The organism is Bacteroides sp. D2, from assembly GCF_025147085.1.
In the GTDB taxonomy this organism is placed as follows: domain Bacteria; phylum Bacteroidota; class Bacteroidia; order Bacteroidales; family Bacteroidaceae; genus Bacteroides.
The window spans coordinates 6,477,441-6,498,945 of record NZ_CP102261.1 but is presented as its reverse complement, the minus strand read 5'-3'; the positions used below and the strand labels follow the sequence as shown (position 1 = coordinate 6,498,945).

Here is a 21,505-nt window from a genome sequence, read left to right as displayed (position 1 = left end):
ATAAAAAAAGCGTGGTGTTTGCGATTAATTGGGGATTAAAAAACAATTAAATGTGAATTAAGTCTTTTTTTTCTTATAATCCTTCACAAACAGATGCTTATCCTTTGTATTAAGTGAAAATAAAGTTATGAGCAAAGAGGAATATTACTCGGTTTATTCAGGTTTGTGGTGTGGAATGTATGAAAAGAAACTCCCCTTTCTCTAAATCTTGATAACTTTATCGGTGGTTCAGGGAAAAGGGAGAGAAAATTTAATTAAAAAAATAGCTTGTCGTCCGGGTTATAAGTCGGCAAATGGGACTTTATAAGTTTCACCCATGGAGTCATGATACTCTTTGCAGAAGCGGTCGTACAGGTTTCGGGCAATACCTTTCTTTCCCTGTGTGACTAGCACGGAACACTTGGCTGCCAATGCTTCTTCATTTAGTGGATCGTGCAGGAACATGATGTCGGCAAGGCGGATAATCATGTCCTGATGGTTCCGGCTGATTTCAATGTCCAGCAAGTTCTTCAGCAAGTCGATGGAATAACTGGAATAGTCGTCCTTAAAGTCGTCCAGCCAATCAAGAATCGTGTTGGGGAGTAAAGGTCCGTATAGCAGTATTTCCAGGATTCGGTTCAACAGTTCTTCACTTTTCTCCTGCTCGAATTGTTTGGTGCAGGTAATCAGGGTGTGATAATCACAGAAAACACCCGTTCCCCATTTTATACGCAGGAAATTGTTTTCTATCATTACTTCCATATCTCCGATGCTTTCCAAGAGTACTCGTAGCTTGCGCAGGTTTACGTTGCGGTTATTACGGGCGGCGGTTTCTTCTTTTTCAGGCCATAATATCTCTGTTGTTTTGGAAGCCAGAATACCTTGCGCATTTTTCTCCGTATAGAGGATCAATAGAATGAGCAGGTGCTTCAAACGGGGAGTAAAGTTGGAAGTGATGTCGTTTCCATCTTTATCGCGTACATTGAAACAGCCCAACAAAGAAATAGATGCACGACTGCGGTCGTAATAGTTGACTGTTTCTGTGAAGATTGTTTCACTCTCTTGCATCCATTCTTTTTTCGGTATGGTTTTAGACTCTGGTACGTCAGATTGGCTCTGGACTTTGCCGGTGGTGGCAACAGTTTTCTCTGTTCCTTTCTTTGTGGCAGGTGCCTTTTTATTTTTGCCGTTGTATTTGAAACGATAAAGTACAAAACCGGCTAAGACGAGTAATAGCAAGATTCCAATGGCATAGAGGTACCATCGGTTGTTGATGCTCTCTCCGGCGGTTGACTGGCGGATATCCACCTCGTTCACGAGGGGCATATTGATGGAGTAGATTGCCAGCTCATGTGTATGGTTGCTTAGTATTTTATCTAATACCAAGAATAATTTTCCATGAGACGGTGAAGTATAGAGGCTGAAATCACTATCCTGATAAGTTGATTCATTATAGATGGGTTTGGATACTTCCGAGTAGACAGAATCTTTCATTGAAATCTTCCATAATACACCTCCTTTATTTGTCGAAACAGCATAGAAAGAACTATCCGAGGGTTCGAAATACATGGTAGAGGCCATGATAGTACCTTCTTCCTGGGGTTGGTTCTTTTGCCAGACTATGCGTGATTGCTTGTTTTTCAGATTGATGGCGCATAATCCCCAATAGTAATGGCTGCTCAATTCCTGCTTGCCATACTTGTTTCCTCTACCACCAAAGATGTATAGTTCATCACCCACTATGGCCATTGCAGCTGAATAGCGGGGGTAAAGGGGACGTTCGTATTCTACTTGTTCTATTTGGTTAGTGCTGTACTTCATCCGGTAGAGATCGTTGCGATATTGGTAGAAACCATAACCACCGAAGAAATAGAAGGAAGAGTCTGCCGGATTGAATGTTCTGGCATGATTGTAGTTGCTGGCTTCTTCCGTGTTACGTATCTCATTACTCCATCTTTCAGTATCAAATGAAAAACGGGACGTGATGCCTTTCTTGGGATAATAAGACACTAATTTATTGCTTAAAGTATCGTATAAGAGATGATTGGGGAATTCTACCGCCGGATAGCCTCCACGTATTGCAATTTCCTTCTGCAAAGTTCCGTTTTCGTCCAATACATCGATTGATTGGGATCTGACTAAATAGAATAAGGCTTCGCGAGCGTTGAAAGCTACGTCCAGTTTTCCCGGGATTTTAGCCTGATGAACAAGTTTCCATTCAATATGATTGTCTATCAGCCATACTGGATGGATGGCACGTGCCACAGCTCCTTCTATTTCATCATAACAAACGGTATCATTGTGCTTCCACAGTTTCCATTCACGTATCTGTTTTCCATCTTGTGTGATGGTTACATTGCGAAGGTCGATGGGAGCTACGTCCGAAAGATATTCTTTCATCTGTCCGAACAAAGCCGTTACGCTTTTCACTCCTTGCAAGGGAGCCATCGCTGATATTTTTTTATTGTCGTAATCTATTTCAATTACATTATCTTTCAAACGCAGGTGCAACGAGACATCCAGCCATTTTTCCCGTTCGATGGGACTGTTTATGTTGATGATGCCCTCATTGAGTACCAATGCCGGAAAATGTCTTTCTTCACCTGCCACAAATGAGAAACGAATAAATTGGTTGGTGTTTGTATGCAGATGGAGAATGGTTCCAAAGTCATGCTCATTGGCGCGTACATACATTTGAAATGAAATGATAAAATCGTTTTTTATAGAGAAAGGTTGGTTATCGTCCAAGTACAAGGTTGTCCTCTCTATGCCCGGTACTGAATGGGATTTAAGAGAAAGTCCATAATCATACAAAGAAGATGCGTCCACTTTGCCTACCATGCAAAGCAGGACGGAGAGCAAGATTTGTAGTTGATATCTCATAGTACTTTATTTATAGTGCAAAAATACAAAAAACTGTATGATATACCCAAAAAACGGAGTTTATTTATAAGGCAATGCTTTGAAACAATTGTTTGCTATTACGTATCATACGTTTAATGAAACATGAAGATGTCCCAAAATAGAATGTAGAAAATGAAAATTCTATTTTGCGACATCTTCATATCAACCGGATAGAGCCTATTTATCGTCTGCAGAAGGAGGAGCGGCATTTGCTCCGCTGCCCCATGTCTTATTAGGTTTGTTGCCCATTGTCAGTACTAATTTGCCTCCATTTTTCAAGTCGTCATGGTGAAACCAGGGTTTCTCCCATTTTTGACCGTTCAGCGTAGCCGATTGGATATATTTATTTTCTTCGGAAACATTCGGAGCCTCGATTTCAAATACGGAACCGTTGCTGAGTGTTATTTCTGCATGGGTGAAAAGTGGACTTCCGATATTGTAGACCGGTGCTCCGGGAGTGACAGGATAAAAGCCCAGTGAGGAGAAGACTACAAATGAGGTCATACCTCCGCCGTCTTCATCTCCCGGCATACCCATGAGGTCGTTGCGGAACCATGTTTTCAGCATTTGACGGATGCGTTTCTGCGTTTTCCAAGGCTGGCCTGCATAGTTGTAGAGATAAGGTACATGCAAGGAGGGTTCGTTTGCCATGGAAAACTGTCCTACGTTACCTGTGTGGTCGGGTAGTTGTGCATAGAATTCATATTTACTACGTCCCAGCGGTTCACTGAAGGTACGGTCGAGATTGGCGATGAACTGCTCTTTTCCTCCCATAAGGTTAATCAGGTCGGCTACATTGTGAGGCACATCCCAGCGATACACCCAGCCGTTGTTTTCTCCATAATATTCGCGGGCACCCATGCCACCTGCATAACGGTAGTCGAATGGTGTTATCCAGTTGCCTTCCTTATCTTTCGGGTGGAAAAAGCCTGTTTCTTTGTTGAAGAGATTCCGGTAGTTGTAAGAACATTGCAGGTAATGGGCGGCTTCGTCTTTCTTGCCCAATATTTCGGCGATGCGGGAAAGGCACCATTGGTCGTAGCTCGTTCCCAGTGTAACGGCAACAGGTTGGCGCTTCTCGAAAGGATGCACGTTCGGGTCGGTTTCCTTTTCATCCGGGCGAAGAGCAGGGATATATCCATTTTCCCGGTAGAAATTGTCCAGCCAGCCGGCTGCTGCTCCCGACCAGGGAGCGAGCGTTTTCTCTTCAATTCCTTTCCGGCAGGCTTCGTAGGCTTTGGCCGCGTCTATATTCAATCCTTTAGCGAGAGCGTCGGCTATGGTAGCAACGGCATGATTGGAATTCATACGGCGTGAGTCACCTGTCACTTCGGGGAAGGTAGGCATCCACATTGTTCCCATCTGTTCCGCCATCAGCAGGAAGGAAGCAATGATGTCTTCTTCTTTTTTCTGGTCGATCAGCGTGCGCAGCGGGTGTGCAGCGCGGTAGGTGTCCCAAATCCAGTCGTCGTTGTAGAAAGGTGTGCCGTTGTCGTCGTGTACTTCGCCGTCAAAAGCACTGAAGTAACGACCACCGGCTTCACTCATACAAATCGGGCGTTCGAAAGTACGGTAGAAGGAGGAGTATAATACAGTCTTGTCATCTTCGGTTCCTCCTTCTACTTTGATACGTCCCAAGGCTTCGTTCCAGATTTGGCGTCCTGCTTTTGCCAGATTTTTGATGTTGTAGTCTTTCAACTCATTGCGCATATTCTTCTCTGCTTGTTCTTCACTGATGAAAGAAATGCCGTAACGAAGGCTGACTGTTGTTGTGCCATCTGCAAAACGCCATGCCGCACAAGCGTTGATACCTTCTGCGTTGTCTTTGCTGGCTTCGATGACTCCATCTTTCAGGATGCCGGTGCTTACCGGTTTTTCTTGTGGTTCAATATATACATACACATTGGTGTTGGCACTTAACTGCTGGTGTCCGCTGATGAAATTCTCTCCTACATGGATCGAACCATTGCGGGAGTTTACAATGATATAGGCAGGTTTGTCCGCTTCAAATGTGATCCGGTAAAGAGCCGACTGGTGGGAGAGGGCATATTCTGCCTTCATGCTGTTGTCGTTCAGGTCCACTTCATACGAGTAAGGCGTGAGGTGCTCATTATCGTAGTTGTAGGTAATGATCGGCCGCAGTTCTTTCCCCTGATAGGGACTAAGGTTGAACGCGGAACGTTCCCGGTGATTGGTGACAATCAATGGCAGTCCGTTTAACAATTCGGTGGTATAATCAGCACGTTCCGGATAGACACGAAGCATACTGTTTGGCAATTGAATGGTAGGAAATGTGGGAACCAGCAGATGGCTGATATTCCCTATGTATGGATTGACATAATCGACCGGTGCCCGGTTGGCGGTCTGTGATTGCCCTCCATTGCATCCGCTTAACATTGCAGCCATTGTTATAGCAGCGCAGAAATGTAAGATTTTCATGGTAGTTTTTATATTTAATCGTTTTTATTAGTCATTTATTTGGCTTCCGGATTGGTAAAGGCAGCTTTCAACGTTGGGAGAAAATCCTTTTTGTTGTCACATTGAAAGAAGCCGCTAAAGTCATTCCGGTCTCCGTCTCCTATGGTGATAACCAGTTTGTTCCAGCCTTGTAACAGAGGGAGCTCTTTATAGATTACCTCGTTACGTCCATCGTGCGACAGACTTGCATAAGGTTTGTCATTGATGGACAACTCGCGGGTTTTGGCTTTTAACATCAAGGAGAGTTTCGGCATATTGGGTTCTATCAATAAGTCGTCCAAAGGACGTGGGCTAAATACGTAGAATTCCAATGCCCAACCATTATTCTTTTTCACAAACTTTTCTTTGGTTGCTACCGGGAAGTTCATTTGCTCGTCACGCAGGAAGAAAACTTCATTGATGTTGATTTCCGGCTTCTGATAGTTTATACCTGCGTTTTTCAGGATAATGCTCAACGTGTTGTATCCCTTTTCTGAATTGGCGAATTCAGTCAATGTATTCAAATAGACAGTGGAAGAGCCATGCTGATATTTAACAAATACCGGAGTGGCAGACGTACATTCGTATTCACTGCGGATTGTACCGGCTGTTTTGATCTCTTCCGGACGTTTGTTCCATTTGCGCCAGTCGGTCTTGCAGGCATTCAATAAAACTTCACCTTCTTCTACAAATGCGCCTTTTAACGAATAATTGGAGGCATCCGCTTTTTGAAGTTCACAGAAATAGAAGTCGGAATTGTTGAGCCCATGCATCCATGCTTTCTGTACAGGCAGGAAAGAAGAACGTTTCAGCGGATCTAGTGCAACGGGAAGAGGTAGGATTTCATTGTATTTCTCTACGGTTTCCGGTGTTATTCCCCATATCCATAAGTCTGCGCCTTTGGCTAGTTGCTTCTGAATTTCTTTTTGAGTAGCGGCGTTTAAAGCCTCGCTGCCATCCACGATGTAAAGCAGTGAGGAAGGGATGGTTGTTTTGGAAGCGAAGATTACTCCCTGCGCATCCATCAATTGTTTTACTTTGCTGTCCGGATTACCGATAAATACTACTTCTTTATAGTTCTTAGCCGTATTGGTAGCTTTGTGAGCCTGATACTGCTCTTTGTCGATTGTTGCATAAGGAGACCATGCCGGTTCGCCCGGAGCGTTGGCTGCACGTAAGGCACTGTACATCGGCCATTCCTGATAGAGTGGTAAAGTCGGGTCGTAACCCGGATTGAACGTCGTGCAATAAGGTCCTACGCGTTCCGGTTGGACGCCCGGAACACCTTCTTTGTATTCGCCGAAGAATACGCCGTCTTCGCTGACACTGGGTGCTTTACTTTTATCTTTTTTGCCGAGTGGGAGTGGTTTCAGTGCATACCATGCCATGTTGAAAACAGTGCTGTATGAAGCACCCATCCGGCGTTGGTTAGCTATCAGGTTGTAACATTCGTTGGCTAGTCCTTCCATACGTCCTTCCTGTGATTCGTAGGCACGTTCTCCGTTGTATTTGGAAACCTGTTCCGGCGTGCCATAATATGCCATACTGTGTTCACCGATTCCCCAAGGTTTTCCGATTTCGGTCCAGCGCTTCATGGAGTTGATGTCTCCGTAGTGTCCTACGGTTACAGGTAATATGCCATCACCGTCGTCTTCACCGTCTGCTGAAATCCATGGGCGGGTAGGGTCGTACTGATGTACAATGTCGCGCCATTCTTCCCATGCTTTCTTTTGAACAGGCATCAGTTCGGGACGATTATATACATGGAGGATAACAGGTTTGTTTTCATTACTGACACTCCAGCCGAAAACAGATGCATGATTTCTGTCGCGCAGGACAAAACGTTTCAAATGTGCTTTCGATGCTTCCCAAAAGAGATCGGAGTCCAGTTTCGGTCCGCCGTCACTGGCCCAGTTGGCCGTTTCATTCAATACGCAGATACCCATTTCATCTGCCATATCCATATAAAAGCGGGGATAAACCTGTGCATGCGGGCGGACTGCATTTCCATTCATACCTTTAATGGCAGTGAACCAAGCCCATGCGTAGCGACGTGTCATTTGTGGGATACCCATGAAATGCCAGGAGTCTCCATGTAAAGCATAAGGTTTACCGTTCAGGTATTGTGTGGTTCCTTGCAATGCCCATTCACGCCAGCCGAAACGTTCGTATTTTGTATCGATGGTTTGCTTTTTATCTTTTATGGAAAGTAACAGGGCATACAGATTCGGTTGTTCGGGAGTCCAGTATTCCAGTATGTTTTCATTGACGGGGACTTGTAAAGTTACTTTTTGTGATGCATTAGGCGCAACTGTAACTTTGAACGGTGCTATCTGTAATGCTTCCGTACCCAGTGTCCATGCAGGAACGGGAGCAGAGTTTATGTCTATTCCGGCACAATTTATCCATTCTCTGACATTACCTTGCAGTTGTATATCAGCTTTCCGGTCGGTTTTATTTTGTAGGGTCACCTCTATTTCCAATGTGTTTTTGGCAACCAATGGTTTTATATATACATCTTCTATATGAACTTTGGGTAAGGCCAGCAAATATACATCCTGCCAGATACCGTTGATATGATATCCCCACATAGAACCTCCCGGCACAATGCGGCGACCGATAGTCGAATTATCTTCGAATAAGGACTGGCTACGTACGCCTACCAGAATTTCTACTGTTTCACCGGGAGTCACTTTGTCCGTGATGTCGAAGCTAAACGGCAGAAACAAATCGAAGTTTTCACCTACTTTTTCTTGATTGATATAGATTTCGGAATATCCGGCCACTGCTTCAAAGTAAAGTTTGATTTGCTGACCTGTCCAGTTGGCGGGAATCGTAATGTTCTTTTTCAACCATGCCATTTTTACTTGTTCCCACTCTTTAGGATAAGAAGGATAGTTGCGATGGTCGGGACCTTCCAGATCGCGATAGCCGAAAGAATTGATATTCCACGGAGAAGGTATTTTTATACGTGTCTTGCTCCAACCGTTGCCATCTTTCGGAAGGGACAGTTGGGGAGCTACTCCTTTTCCTTGTTTGTACTCTTTCGGTAAAGAGACGGGTTGAAAATCCCAATAACCATTCAGGCAAATCTCTTGACGATGCTCTTTCTCGGTTTTATTGACCAAGCCTTCACTGGGAGCAAAAGAGTAGGGATAAAATAACTTTTGATCGTTAGTCGCTGTTTGTGCATTTGTCTGTATGGGCTGTAAGGTAAAACCTGTCAGCAAACTGCACAATAGGATTAGATTCTTTTTCATATTTGTATATTAATAGTTTTTCGGATATTATTAGTTAGCGGCAAAGTAAAGGGAAAAGCATTAAAAAGGAGGAATGAAAGGGCTTAATCTGGGATTAAAAAGTGATTAATTGTATAAAACATCTGTTTTTCTTCTAAATAAAGGGTAAAATGTTCCTTGGCAAGCATCTTTGCGGAACTAAAAAAACTGATGGAGAAAATGATTTTATTCGGTGTCCGGTTTACTGTTTTTTGGGGTGATTGATAAGAAAAATTGCTTGTTAAGTGATTTAATTGTTTTTTAATTCTTGGTTAATCCGGTTTTAATAACGGAGGTAAGCGCCTCATGCTATCTTTACATTCACAAATCTAACGAGTTCAATTTAATTAAAAAGAAAAACTATGGGACACAATTTGTTATTTGCTTTGAGGTATTTTCTTCCACTATTTTTGGGAGGAATGATTGCTTTAAATTCTTGTAAGGAGGAACGTGCGTCAATCAATGATGATCCGGGGCAGGGGGACGATGGCGGCGATGAATATGAGTATGTTGATGACCGCTATGACAATGGGATCAGTTGCGAGGAATATCTGACCAATTATCGGGGAATTCCGTTTAAAAAAGATTCGGAAGGAAATAGTTTGTCTGTGATATCGGGAGTGTCTTCAGTGATAGAAGCAGAAGATTTTGATGATGGTGGGCAGGATATTTCTTTCTCTTTTAAAAACAGTACGGCAGGAAATTATAAGGATTACCGTACAGAGAAAGGAGTGGCTATCAGTAAAAGCGGAGAAGTTATAAATATAGGTAATGTCAATAACGGTGATTGGCTTTGTTATACACTACAGGTCAATCAGGCAGGAGCCTATTCCATTGATACTTATTGTGTGTCGGGTGGGGGAAAGACCAGCTTTTATTTTGAGGTAGACGGAAAGTCTGCCGGTCAGATCGTAGAATCGCCGGAGGATGAATGGAGTGTTTACTCACATTCGGTGAAGGTAACCAATGTACAACTGAGTGAGGGCAGGCATGTATTGAGATGGTGCACTACGGGGAGTATGAATCTGGATAAGTTTGTGTTTACACGTACCGGAGAATATACCGGGGATAAAGTAGACGGTTCTCAATTTGAGTATCCAAGATACGGTTATTATGAGCATAATCCGTTGTTTGTTGATTTCTCTTCGCAGATGTATCAGAATTCATTTACGGGAACGCTTTATACAGCCGATCCTTCAGCACATGTATGGGCAGACGGTCGCCTTTATGTTTATGCTTCACATGATATGGAACCGACACAAGGATGTGACCGCATGGACAGATACCATGTTTTTTCCACTACGGATATGAAAAACTGGACGGATCATGGGGAGATCATGAATTCGGCCACAGTAAAAGCACATGTGGGTATGGGAATCGATGGCTTTATGTGGGCTCCTGATTGTGCTTATAATAAAGAAGAACAGTTATATTATTTTTATTTCCCTCATAAGATTGACGCTAATACGTGGCGCATCTTTGTAGCAACCAGTAAGGAGCCTGCGGCAAAGTTCAGGGTGAAAGGAGTGATTGACGGTATTCCTTCTACGATTGATCCTTGTGTATTTGTAGACGATGACGGACAACCTTATATTTATACCAGCGGTGCCGGCAAAGGCTGTTGGGGTGCTAAATTGCGCAAGGATGACTGGACTAAACTGGATGGAGTAATGAGTCCTTTGAGTGGTTTTACTGATTTTCATGAGGCACCTTGGGTACATAAGTACAAAGGCAACTATTATTTGAGCCATTCGGATAATCATGCGGGTAGTCAGGGAGGTAACCGGATGCAGTATTCTATGTCGAACAATCTTTTGGGACCATTCACTCCATGCGGCGCATATATGTATCCTCATGGTGAAGAAACGGCTCATGGCTCTATTGTAGAGTATAAAGGTCGGTGGTATTCTTTTTATCATACGGCTAATTATTCGGGAAAAGGAGCTTTGCGTTCGGTTTGTGTCGATCCGATCGAGTATGATCAGAATAATAAATTGAAGATGGTACAAAACTGGGGGAGTCCCCGTAGTGGTCGGGCTGTAGAAGTGAGGATGACGCCATCTGTAGTAATACAGGCTGAAAACTACAATACAGGCGGTGAACATTATGGATACCATAAAAATCCGTTGGAGGGAGGAATGCAACAGGAAACGCAAAACGGAATCACTTATCTTAAAGATATGAAATCGGGAGAGTGGGTGCGTTATTCAATCAACGTCAAAGAGGCTGGACGTTATGGTATTACTTGCAGAATGTTTCAGAAGCGTTCGGGGGGTAAATTCCGTATTGCTGTGAATGGAGTTTATAAGACTGGTGAAATAGTATTAAGCGGTTCTGCCGGAGTATGGAATGAGACTTTAGTGTATCCAATAGAGTTGGAAACAGGCGAACAATATATTGACTTTCGTATAAAGAGTGGGGATATTGATATCGATTGGATTAAGTTTGGGGCAGGACACAGTCAAGTGCCCGGTATCATTCAGGCGGAAGATTTTGATGATGGACAATATAGCTTTAAGAATGCTTCATCCGGCAACTTTAAGTCTTACCGGAGCGATCAGGGAGTAGCGATTAGTGCAAGTAATAATATTGTTCATATAAGTAATACTTCCGGTGGCGATTGGATTCAATATACATTTAATGTTCAGGAGAAGGTTTCTACAGTCAAGGTTCGTGCAGCAGCGGAGAAGGATGGAAAGTTTGCCCTTTCTTTTGATGGAGGAGCACAGTTGAATCCTGTGGCCACAACTACGGGAAATTGGACTACTTACAATGATTTTACAGTATCGAACCTGCAATTATCAGCCGGTACACATACAATGAAGATTCACATACTTAGTCCGATGAATATTGATTGGTTTGAATTTCGGTAGACTATATCAACAATATTCCATATCAGGCTTCTATTAGAATTGAAGATCATTAAAATGAAGGTTTTAAAAGATAATCATAGTTGGCTTACAGATATTTGCTAAATTTGCGAACGACCAGTAACTTTTAGGGCTGATTGAGGAGTTACTGGTCATTTGAGGCCGGATGCAAAGGATATTGGTTTCGAGTAGAGTGATAATAAAAAGAGATTGGAGGACATGAATGAATAGTAATTATCAAGTTGGCGATTTAATTTATGATGCAAATATTTATGATGGGATGAATACCGATCTGGCTGATTTGCATTTTTATAAGCGGTGGCTACCCAAAAGTAAGGATGCCCGAATACTTGAACTTTGCTGTGGAACAGGCAGGCTTACTCTTCCAATTGCAAAGGATGGATATAATATTAGTGGCGTTGATTATACGTCTTCAATGCTCGACCAAGCGAAGATCAAGGCTTTTGAAGCAGGATTAGAAATAAGGTTTATTGAGGCAGATATTAGAACTTTAAATTTGCAGGACAAATACGATCTTGTCTTTATTCCATTTAATTCAATCCATCATTTATATAAGAATGAAGATTTGTTTAGGGCATTTAATGTCGTTAAAAATCATCTCAAAGAAGGAGGTTTATTTCTGTTAGATTGCTTTAATCCGAATATTCAATATATAGTTGAAGGTGAAAAAGAACCGAAGGAAATAGCTGCATATACCACTGACGATGGTAGAGAAGTATTGATAAAGCAGACCATGCGATATGAAAGTAAAACTCAGATAAATCGTATAGAATGGCATTATTTTATCAATGGTGAATTCAATTCTATTCAGAACTTGGATATGAGAATGTTTTTTCCTCAAGAATTAGATTCATATTTGGAATGGAGTGGTTTTCATATTATACATAAGTATGGAGGATTTGAAGAAGAAGTATTTAATGATAATTCGGGAAAACAAGTATTTGTCTGTCAGTACAAGTCCGATTGTCTGTATTGAGGTAGAACATGAATAGATAGATGTATCAAAATTGATACCTCTTGAAACAAAGTTTATAGCCGAAGGTGAAGATATCCCCTATCTTTGCCTTCGTCTATTTTTAGATTAAAGATTGTATAAACTAGGAATACTTTGTTGCCATGAAAACAACCCCCTGGATGAAACTATGTAAAGGTGTAGCACTTGCATTAACAGTCTCTTATGGACTGACTTATTGCCATACGACTAAAAGCAAATTGACCTTGGAACAGCAAGGTGATAGCTTGACTGTCATCCATATCACCAATCCGACTAATTATATATTGCTTCCTATAGAAGAGGAAGCACCGGAAAGTCAGGTTCTCCTCCATACAGGAGAAGCTGCCGATACCGATATGGATATTCGTTTGGCACAGAATCAAGTGGATTATTTTGTTCCCTTTGCTTTGCCTGGCGGAACGAGGAATGTAACCGTACGTGTCCGTAATAAATCAAAAGACGCACTTTGCTGGAAAGAAATCAAATTATCTGATACATTTGATACTACCAATACAGAAAAGTTTCGTCCTGTTTATCATCATACTCCCCTTTATGGCTGGATGAATGATGCTAACGGGTTGGTGTATAAAGATGGAGAATATCATTTGTATTTTCAATATAACCCTTATGGTTCCAAATGGGGAAATATGCATTGGGGACATTCTGTCAGCAAAGACCTGATGCATTGGGAACATCTGGAACCAGCTATTGCCCGTGACACATTGGGACATATCTTTTCGGGTAGCTCGATTGTCGATCAGGAGAATGTAGCCGGTTACGGAGCAGGGAGTATTCTGGCTTTTTATACTTCTGCCAGTGACAAAAACGGGCAGATACAATGTCTTGCTTTTAGCAAGGATAACGGGCGGACATTTACTAAATATGAGAAGAACCCCATTCTGCGTTCTTCTGACGGTTTGAAAGACTTCCGTGATCCGAAAGTTTTCCGGTATGAACCGGAAGATAAATGGGTTATGATTGTTTCTGCCGATAAAGAAATGCGTTTCTATGATTCTAAGAATCTGAAGGACTGGAACTATATGAGTAGCTTCGGAGAAGGATACGGAGTGCAGCCTTGTCAGTTTGAATGTCCGGACATGGTAGAACTTTCGGTAGATGGGGATACGAACCGTAAGAAATGGGCGTTGATAGTAAATGTAAATCCGGGATGTTACTTCGGGGGGAGTGCTACCCAGTACTTCACAGGAGATTTCGATGGAACGAAGTTTATTTGTGACAATCAGCCAAATGTCACGAAATGGTTGGATTGGGGCAAAGATCACTATGCCACCGTTTGTTTCTCGAATACTGGTGATCGTGTGATTGCTGTGCCTTGGATGAGTAACTGGCAATATTGTAATATTATCCCGACGAAGCAATTCCGCAGTGCCAATGCTTTACCACGTGAGTTAAGCCTTTACACACAAAATAGCGAAGTCTATCTTTCGGCAGCTCCGGTGGCGGAGATAAAAGCTTTGCGAAAAGAAAGTAAAGAGATTCCTACATTTACAGTTGCTAATGATTATCATATCAATTCTTTATTGGCAGATAATGGAGGTGCTTATGAACTGGCATTGGATATTACTGCTGGAGGGGCGGAAATAATGGGATTCAGTCTCTTTAATGATAAAGGTGAAAAGGTGGATATTTATTTCAATCTTCCGGAAAAGAGACTGGTAATGGATCGGACGAAAAGTGGTATTGTAGATTTCGGAAAGAATAGTGTGCCTCATGAGATTGAGGCTCACGACCGTAGAAAGACGACTTCCATCAATTATATGGATGATTTTGCATTAGCTACCTGGGCGCCAATAAGAAAAGAAAAGAAATATGCTTTGGATATTTTTGTCGACAAATGTTCTGTAGAAATATTCCTGAATGGGGGAAAGATAGCAATGACCAATCTCATATTCCCATCGGAACCATACAACCGTATGTGCTTTTATAGTAAAGGAGGTACATTTAATGTCGATTCATTTAATGTATATCGATTAGGTTTATAAGTTAGGTTTTGTAGATTAGAATTAGGTATTGGTAGCTGTCAGATGTGAGATCCGGCAGCTACTTTCATTCATCAATTATTCATCAATTTCGATTATATATCCCCCTTGGAAGATCTCTCCCGGTTGCAGCTGTTGCATCCAGTCTTTATCTTTATATTCACCTGTATAATGTGCGCGGTCGCAACGTCCGTACCAGGGTTCGATGCAGACAAAAGGAGCATTTTTTGCAGGTGGAGACCAAAGACCAACTACCGGAGCATTAAAATGTAAACTTAGATAAGCCTGCTTCTCTTTATTATATAAGGTAACTTTACGAACCTGTTCATTTTCCAGTATCAAAGCATCTTTATCAAAAGTATGTATTATGTCCAGTGGTAACAATCCATCTGTCAGCTCTAAGGAGTATTCTGTAGAAGGATCAGCACATCCTTTTTCTGAAATGAGAATATATTTCAAACCGTCTTTTGGGTCAAATCCGAAGAATCCTCTTTCCAAACAGTTTGCATCAAACTCCGGCCAGTAGAAAGCGGGATGTGCTCCAATTTGAAAATACATTTCTTTATCACCGGTATTTGTCACTTCCCACATAACCTCAATTTGTTTTCCCTGAATACGATAACCTATTTCCAGACAGAATGGAAACGGATATTTCTGCAAAGTCTCTTCATTACTGACAAGACGGTAGCGCACTTCATCCTCTTTTTCAGCAACAAGCGTAAATTCCATGTCACGGGCAAAACCATGTTGAGTAAGCGTGTAAGGAACCCCTTCATTTCGATACTCATTTTCCCATACGCTCCCGACAATTGGGAATAGGACAGGAGAGTGACGTCTCCAAAAAGCAGGATCGGCTTGCCACAGATATTCTTTTCCATTGGCGACGATACTGCAGAGTTCAGCTCCGTGAGGAGATACTTGAATCGTAAGTTGTTTGTTGGAGATTGTTTTCATATCGTTGATTTATTGGATTATTTTAGAGTCAATCTTTAAGTTCATTTTCCGATCCTTCTTTCGATTTGTCTTCAGATTTACCTTTCAGTAGGATACCACTTTGGGCATTAAGAGGAGAGATTACTCTCTTTCCCGTTTTAGCTTCTAGTTCCAGTCGGGCATTACGGGCTACTTCTCCTCCTTGTTGAGCAATATCTATGTGGTCACTGAATGTTTCCGGATCGCTGGTTTCAGATATTTCTTTAGTAGAAAGTTCGGCAAGCATATTTAATACCAATTCTTTATTGGTCATGTTATCCCGTAGGTTTTCTTTTTTCAATCCTTTAAATTGTTTGTACTCTTTAGATGTCATATCTGACCATGTCTGATAAATAATATCTGTGAGTGTAGCGAATTGAACGCCTTCCTGCAATCCATGTTTCTTCCACTCGTCAGTCAAGTCTTTACGGATTTCTATTGATTTCAGACGTTGGTTAATCCAACTATCAGAGTATCCCATACGTTTATAATCCATTAAAGCTTGGTCAATTGATAATTCGGGGTCTTGTATTTGGTTGAGCCGTTCGCTGGCTACCTTAGCCATCCATAGTTTGAAAGGCTCCGCCTTAGGGGAAGGAATAGATTGGATAAGGCGGAGAAGCTGTTCGGTATCGGCAACATCGGTAAGGCGCATTTTACCATCCGCTGCCTGCATTTTCAAACCGTTACAATTTGTAACGGTTTCGTTTCCTTCCGATAGTAGTCTCTTTTTTAACACACGCCAATAAGTTTGAGGGTTACTGCTGTCTGTCAAGACAGCCACCACATCTACTATTGAAAAATACCACTTCTCTTGTTCATCATCCCATACCGTACGTACTCTTCTTTCTTCAAAGAGTTTTAAAGCTTGTTGCTTAGTCATGAATCTTATTTTTAGAGTTTATCATTTAATGAAGAGTCGTTCTTTCTTTGGGCTCATATCACTATACAAAGGTAGCGTTTTCTGCGATTATAAAAGAATATGAATCCAAGAATTCCCGTAATGAAAGAAAACATGTATAAAACCCTATAAAATAGCGTTCTATGCAACAAATGTTATAGCCTTTGAAACATTTTTTTCAGTCGTTTGATATAAATCAACCGTAATTTGCATTATCGATATAGATAAAATTCGTACTTTTAATTTAATAACATCAAACTAATGCATCGTATTATGAAGAACAAAAAACTTCTTTGCAGCGTTTGTTTCCTGTTTACTTTCATGTCAGTCCTTTGGGGGCAAAGCATTACGGTGAAAGGAAACGTTACTTCTAAAACGGACGGACAGCCGGTCATCGGCGCCTCTGTTGTTGAAGCTACAGCTACTGCTAATGGAACAATTACTGATTTAGATGGTAATTTCACCCTTTCGGTTCCGGTTAACTCTACTTTAAAGATTACGTATATTGGTTATAAACCGGTGACCGTAAAATCGGCTGCTATCATTAATGTATTATTGGAAGAAGACACTCAAATGGTAGATGAAGTGGTTGTAACAGGTTATACCACTCAACGTAAAGCCGACCTGACCGGTGCTGTTTCCGTAGTGAAAGTAGACGAAATCCAGAAGCAAGGGGAGAACAACCCGGTGAAAGCACTTCAAGGCCGCGTGCCCGGTATGAATATTACAGCGGATGGAAATCCGAGCGGATCGGCTACCGTACGTATTCGCGGTATCGGTACGTTGAACAACAACGATCCTCTTTATATTATTGATGGAGTTCCTACCAAAGCCGGTATGCACGAATTGAACGGAAACGACATTGAATCCATTCAAGTACTGAAAGATGCTGCTTCAGCATCCATCTACGGTTCGCGTGCTGCAAATGGAGTTATCGTCATTACTACCAAACAAGGAAAGAAAGGCCAGATTAAAATCAATTTTGATGCTTCGGTTTCAGCTTCCATGTATCAAAGTAAGATGGACGTGTTGAATACGGAACAGTACGGACGTGCCATGTGGCAAGCCTATGTAAACGATGGTGAGAACCCGAATGGCAATGCCTTGGGATATAACTACAATTGGGGTTACGATGCCAACGGAAATCCGGTACTATATGGTATGAGTCTTTCCAAATACCTGGATTCGAAGAATACAATGCCTGTGGCAGATACCGACTGGTTTGATGAAATTACCCGTACAGGTGTCATCCAGCAATACAATCTTTCTGTCAGCAACGGTTCGGAGAAAGGTTCTTCCTTCTTCTCTCTGGGATATTACAAAAACCTGGGTGTAATCAAAGATACAGACTTCGACCGTTTCTCCGCCCGTATGAACAGCGATTATAAATTGATTGATGATATATTGACCATCGGTCAGCATTTCACATTAAACCGTACTTCGGAAGTGCAAGCTCCCGGCGGAATTATCGAAACTGCTTTGGATATTCCTTCCGCCATTCCCGTTTATGCTTCGGATGGTTCATGGGGAGGACCGGTAGGAGGATGGCCGGACCGTCGTAATCCTCGTGCCGTACTCGAATACAATAAAGACAATCGATACACGTACTGGCGTATGTTCGGTGATGCTTATGTGAATTTAAGCCTTTTCAAAGGATTGAATGTACGATCTACTTTCGGTCTGGACTATGCTAACAAACAAGCCCGTTACTTTACTTATCCTTATCAGGAAGGGACACAGACCAACAACGGCAAGAGCGCAGTAGAAGCTAAACAGGAACACTGGACCAAATGGATGTGGAATGCCATTGCCACTTATCAGTTGGAGATAGGCAAACATCGTGGAGACGTGATGGCAGGTATGGAGTTGAACCGTGAAGATGACAGCCATTTCTCCGGATATAAAGAAGACTTCTCCATCCTTACCCCGGATTATATGTGGCCTGATGCAGGTAGTGGTACGGCACAGGCTTACGGTGCCGGTGAAGGTTATTCACTTGTCTCTTTCTTCGGTAAAATGAACTATTCTTATGCTGACAGATATCTGCTTTCATTGACTATTCGTCGTGACGGTTCTTCCCGCTTCGGTAAAAATCATCGTTACGCCACTTTCCCTTCCGTATCTTTGGGATGGCGTATCACGCAGGAAAACTTTATGAAAGAGTTGACTTGGCTGGACGATTTGAAACTGCGTGCTTCATGGGGACAGACCGGTAATCAGGAAATCTCCAACCTTGCCCGTTACACGATTTACGCGCCCAACTATGGTACAACAGATTCCTTCGGAGGTCAGAGCTACGGTACAGCATACGATATTACCGGTTCCAATGGAGGCAGCACTCTACCTTCCGGATTCAAACGTAACCAGATCGGAAATGACAATATCAAGTGGGAGACAACCACACAGACCAATGTCGGTATCGACTTCAGCCTGTTCAAACAATCCCTCTATGGTTCATTGGAATACTATTATAAGAAAACAACCGACATCCTGACCGAAATGGCCGGTGTAGGAGTATTGGGAGAAGGTGGCAGCCGTTGGATTAATTCGGGTGCGATGAAAAACCAAGGCTTTGAATTCAATCTGGGTTATCGTAACAAGACTGCTTTCGGACTGACTTACGACCTGAATGGAAACATCTCCACCTACCGGAATGAAATTCTTGAATTACCGGAAACGGTAGCCGCTAATGGTAAGTTTGGTGGTAATGGAGTAAAGAGTGTAGTCGGACATACTTACAATGCACAAGTGGGTTACATTGCCGATGGTATTTTCAAATCACAGGAAGAAGTTGACAATCATGCTACCCAGGAAGGAGCAGCTGTCGGTCGTATTCGCTATCGTGACATCGACCACAACGGTGTGATTGATGAAAAAGACCAGGAATGGATTTACGATCCTACTCCTTCTTTCAGCTACGGCTTGAATATCTATCTGGAATATAAGAACTTCGATCTGACTATGTTCTGGCAAGGCGTGCAGGGAGTGGATATCATTAGTGACGTAAAGAAGAAAAGCGATTTCTGGAGTGCAGCCAATGTCGGCTTCCTGAACAAAGGAACCCGTTTGCTCAATGCCTGGTCGCCTACCAATCCGAATTCCAATATCCCGGCATTGACTCGTAGCGATACAAACAATGAACAGCGCGTCTCCACTTATTTTGTAGAAAACGGTTCTTTCCTGAAACTGCGCAATATCCAGTTAGGATATACAGTTCCGGCGGTCATCTCCAAGAAGTTGAGAATGGAACGCTTGCGTTTCTATTGCAGTGCACAAAACCTGCTGACTATCAAAAGTAAGGACTTTACGGGAGAAGATCCGGAGAATCCGAACTTCTCTTATCCGATCCCTGTGAATATCACATTCGGACTTAACATCGGATTTTAATTCACCTCATTTATAAAACGAACGATTATGAAAAAGATATTATATATAGCAACCATCGGATTTACCTTGCTGACAAGCAGTTGTGACGATTTCTTGGATCGTCAGGTTCCGCAGGGCATTGTGACCGGAGATCAGATCGCTTCTCCCGAATACGTGGACAACCTCGTGATTTCAGCCTACGCCATTTGGGCGACAGGTGACGATATCAACTCTTCTTTCTCTCTTTGGAATTATGATGTACGTTCCGACGATTGTTATAAAGGTGGTTCCGGAACAGAAGACGGTGGTGTGTTCAACGCACTGGAGATTTCCAAAGGTATCAACACTACAGACTGGAACATCAACGATATATGGAAAAGACTGTATCAATGCATCACTCGTGCCAACACAGCCTTACAGTCACTCGACCTGATGGATGAAAAAACTTATCCGCTGAAGAACCAGCGCATTGCTGAAATGAGATTCCTGCGCGGTCATGCTCACTTTATGTTGAAGCAACTGTTCAAGAAGATTGTTATCGTGAACGATGAAAACATGGACCCGGATGCTTACAACGAGCTTTCGAATACCACTTATACCAATAACGAACAATGGCAAAAGATAGCAGACGACTTCCAGTTTGCTTACGACAATCTGCCGGAGATACAAATGGAAAAAGGACGTCCTACCCAGGCTGCCGCTGCCGCTTATCTGGCAAAGACCTACCTGTATAAGGCTTACCGCCAGGACGGAGTGAACAACAACCTTACCGGTATCAACGAGGAAGACTTGAAACAGGTGGTGAAATATACCGATCCCCTTATCATGGCCAAAGCCGGTTACGGACTGGAAACTGATTATAGCATGAACTTCCTGCCGCAATACGAAAATGGTTCAGAATCTGTATGGGCCATTCAGTATTCTATCAACGACGGAACCTACAACGGTAACCTGAACTGGGGAATGGGATTGACAACTCCGCAAATACTCGGTTGCTGTGATTTCCATAAGCCAAGCCAGAATCTGGTGAATGCTTTCAAAACTGATTCGCAGGGAAAACCGCTGTTCAGCACTTATGATAATGAGAACTACGAGGTTACGTCAGACAATGTAGACCCCCGTTTATTCCACACGGTAGGTATGCCGGGCTTCCCTTATAAATACAACGAAGGCTACATGATTCAGAAGAATGATGACTGGAGCCGTAGCAAGGGACTTTACGGATATTATGTTTCTCTCAAAGAGAATGTAGACCCGGATTGTGACTGTTTGAAGAAAGGTTCTTATTGGGCAAGTTCTCTGAACCATATCGTCATTCGTTATGCAGACGTATTGCTGATGCGTGCCGAAGCCCTGATACAGTTGAACGATGGACGTATCGCTGACGCTATCTCACTTATCAATGATGTACGCAGCCGTGCAGCCGGAAGTACTATGCTGATTTTCAATTACAAAGAAGAGTACGGAGTAAACTTCAAAGTAACCCCTTATGAACTGAAAGCCTATGCACAGGACGAAGCGATGAAAATGCTGAAATGGGAACGTCGTGTAGAGTTCGGAATGGAAAGCTCACGTTTCTTCGACCTCGTAAGATGGGGAGAAGCCAAAGACGTCATCAATGCTTATTATGTAACCGAAGCATCCCGTTGTTCTGTCTACAAGAATGCAGGTTTCACAGAAAATAAGAACGAATACCTCCCTGTTCCATTCGAACAGATCAGTGCTAGTAATGGAAATTATACACAGAATTTCGGTTGGTAACC

10 protein-coding genes are annotated in these 21,505 nt (G+C 42.5%); 5 read left to right on the top strand and 5 right to left on the bottom strand.

Annotated features, from left to right (window positions below; all coding sequences use genetic code 11):
- Positions 1–279: 279 nt before the first annotated feature.
- The 3 genes from NQ505_RS24565 to NQ505_RS24555 all read right to left on the bottom strand — a co-directional run bounded on the left by NQ505_RS24565 (position 280) and on the right by NQ505_RS24555 (position 8,600).
- Entirely contained in the window at positions 280–2,862 is a 2,583-nt protein-coding gene (locus NQ505_RS24565; protein WP_008999758.1) for a hypothetical protein, read from the bottom strand.
- A gap of 198 nt (positions 2,863–3,060) precedes the next feature.
- The gene (locus NQ505_RS24560) at positions 3,061–5,322 is read right to left on the bottom strand and encodes a GH92 family glycosyl hydrolase (protein WP_008999759.1); all 2,262 of its coding nucleotides are present in this window, start codon (positions 5,320–5,322) and stop codon (positions 3,061–3,063) included.
- Between the two features lie 35 nt (positions 5,323–5,357).
- Positions 5,358–8,600, bottom strand: coding sequence for a glycoside hydrolase family 2 protein (locus tag NQ505_RS24555; RefSeq protein WP_008999760.1), 3,243 nt, complete (start codon positions 8,598–8,600; stop codon positions 5,358–5,360).
- Between the two features lie 380 nt (positions 8,601–8,980).
- On the opposite strand from NQ505_RS24555, the gene NQ505_RS24550 reads away from it, so the two are divergent.
- The 3 genes from NQ505_RS24550 to NQ505_RS24540 all read left to right on the top strand — a co-directional run bounded on the left by NQ505_RS24550 (position 8,981) and on the right by NQ505_RS24540 (position 14,506).
- Positions 8,981–11,491, top strand: a complete 2,511-nt coding sequence (locus NQ505_RS24550; RefSeq protein WP_008999761.1) for a carbohydrate-binding protein — start codon at positions 8,981–8,983, stop codon at positions 11,489–11,491.
- Positions 11,492–11,711: 220 nt separating this feature from the next.
- Positions 11,712–12,485, top strand: a complete 774-nt coding sequence (locus NQ505_RS24545) for a class I SAM-dependent methyltransferase (RefSeq protein WP_008999762.1) — start codon at positions 11,712–11,714, stop codon at positions 12,483–12,485.
- Between the two features lie 140 nt (positions 12,486–12,625).
- Entirely contained in the window at positions 12,626–14,506 is a 1,881-nt protein-coding gene (locus NQ505_RS24540) for a DUF4980 domain-containing protein (protein WP_032853674.1), read from the top strand.
- A gap of 75 nt (positions 14,507–14,581) precedes the next feature.
- Here NQ505_RS24540 and NQ505_RS24535 read toward each other — a convergent pair whose 3' ends face one another.
- Together NQ505_RS24535 and NQ505_RS24530 are read right to left on the bottom strand one after the other, a co-directional pair.
- Complete coding sequence (locus NQ505_RS24535; RefSeq protein ID WP_008999764.1) at positions 14,582–15,457, bottom strand: aldose 1-epimerase family protein; 876 nt, start codon at positions 15,455–15,457, stop codon at positions 14,582–14,584.
- A gap of 28 nt (positions 15,458–15,485) precedes the next feature.
- The gene (locus tag NQ505_RS24530; RefSeq protein ID WP_008999765.1) at positions 15,486–16,358 is read right to left on the bottom strand and encodes a Bro-N domain-containing protein; all 873 of its coding nucleotides are present in this window, start codon (positions 16,356–16,358) and stop codon (positions 15,486–15,488) included.
- 291 nt (positions 16,359–16,649) lie between these two features.
- On the opposite strand from NQ505_RS24530, the gene NQ505_RS24525 reads away from it, so the two are divergent.
- Positions 16,650–19,763, top strand: coding sequence for a SusC/RagA family TonB-linked outer membrane protein (locus NQ505_RS24525; protein WP_008999766.1), 3,114 nt, complete (start codon positions 16,650–16,652; stop codon positions 19,761–19,763).
- 27 nt (positions 19,764–19,790) lie between these two features.
- Positions 19,791–21,503 carry a RagB/SusD family nutrient uptake outer membrane protein gene (locus NQ505_RS24520; protein ID WP_008651889.1) on the top strand — a complete coding sequence of 571 codons (1,713 nt, stop codon included), beginning with the start codon at positions 19,791–19,793 and terminating at the stop codon, positions 21,501–21,503.
- Positions 21,504–21,505: the final 2 nt, after the last annotated feature.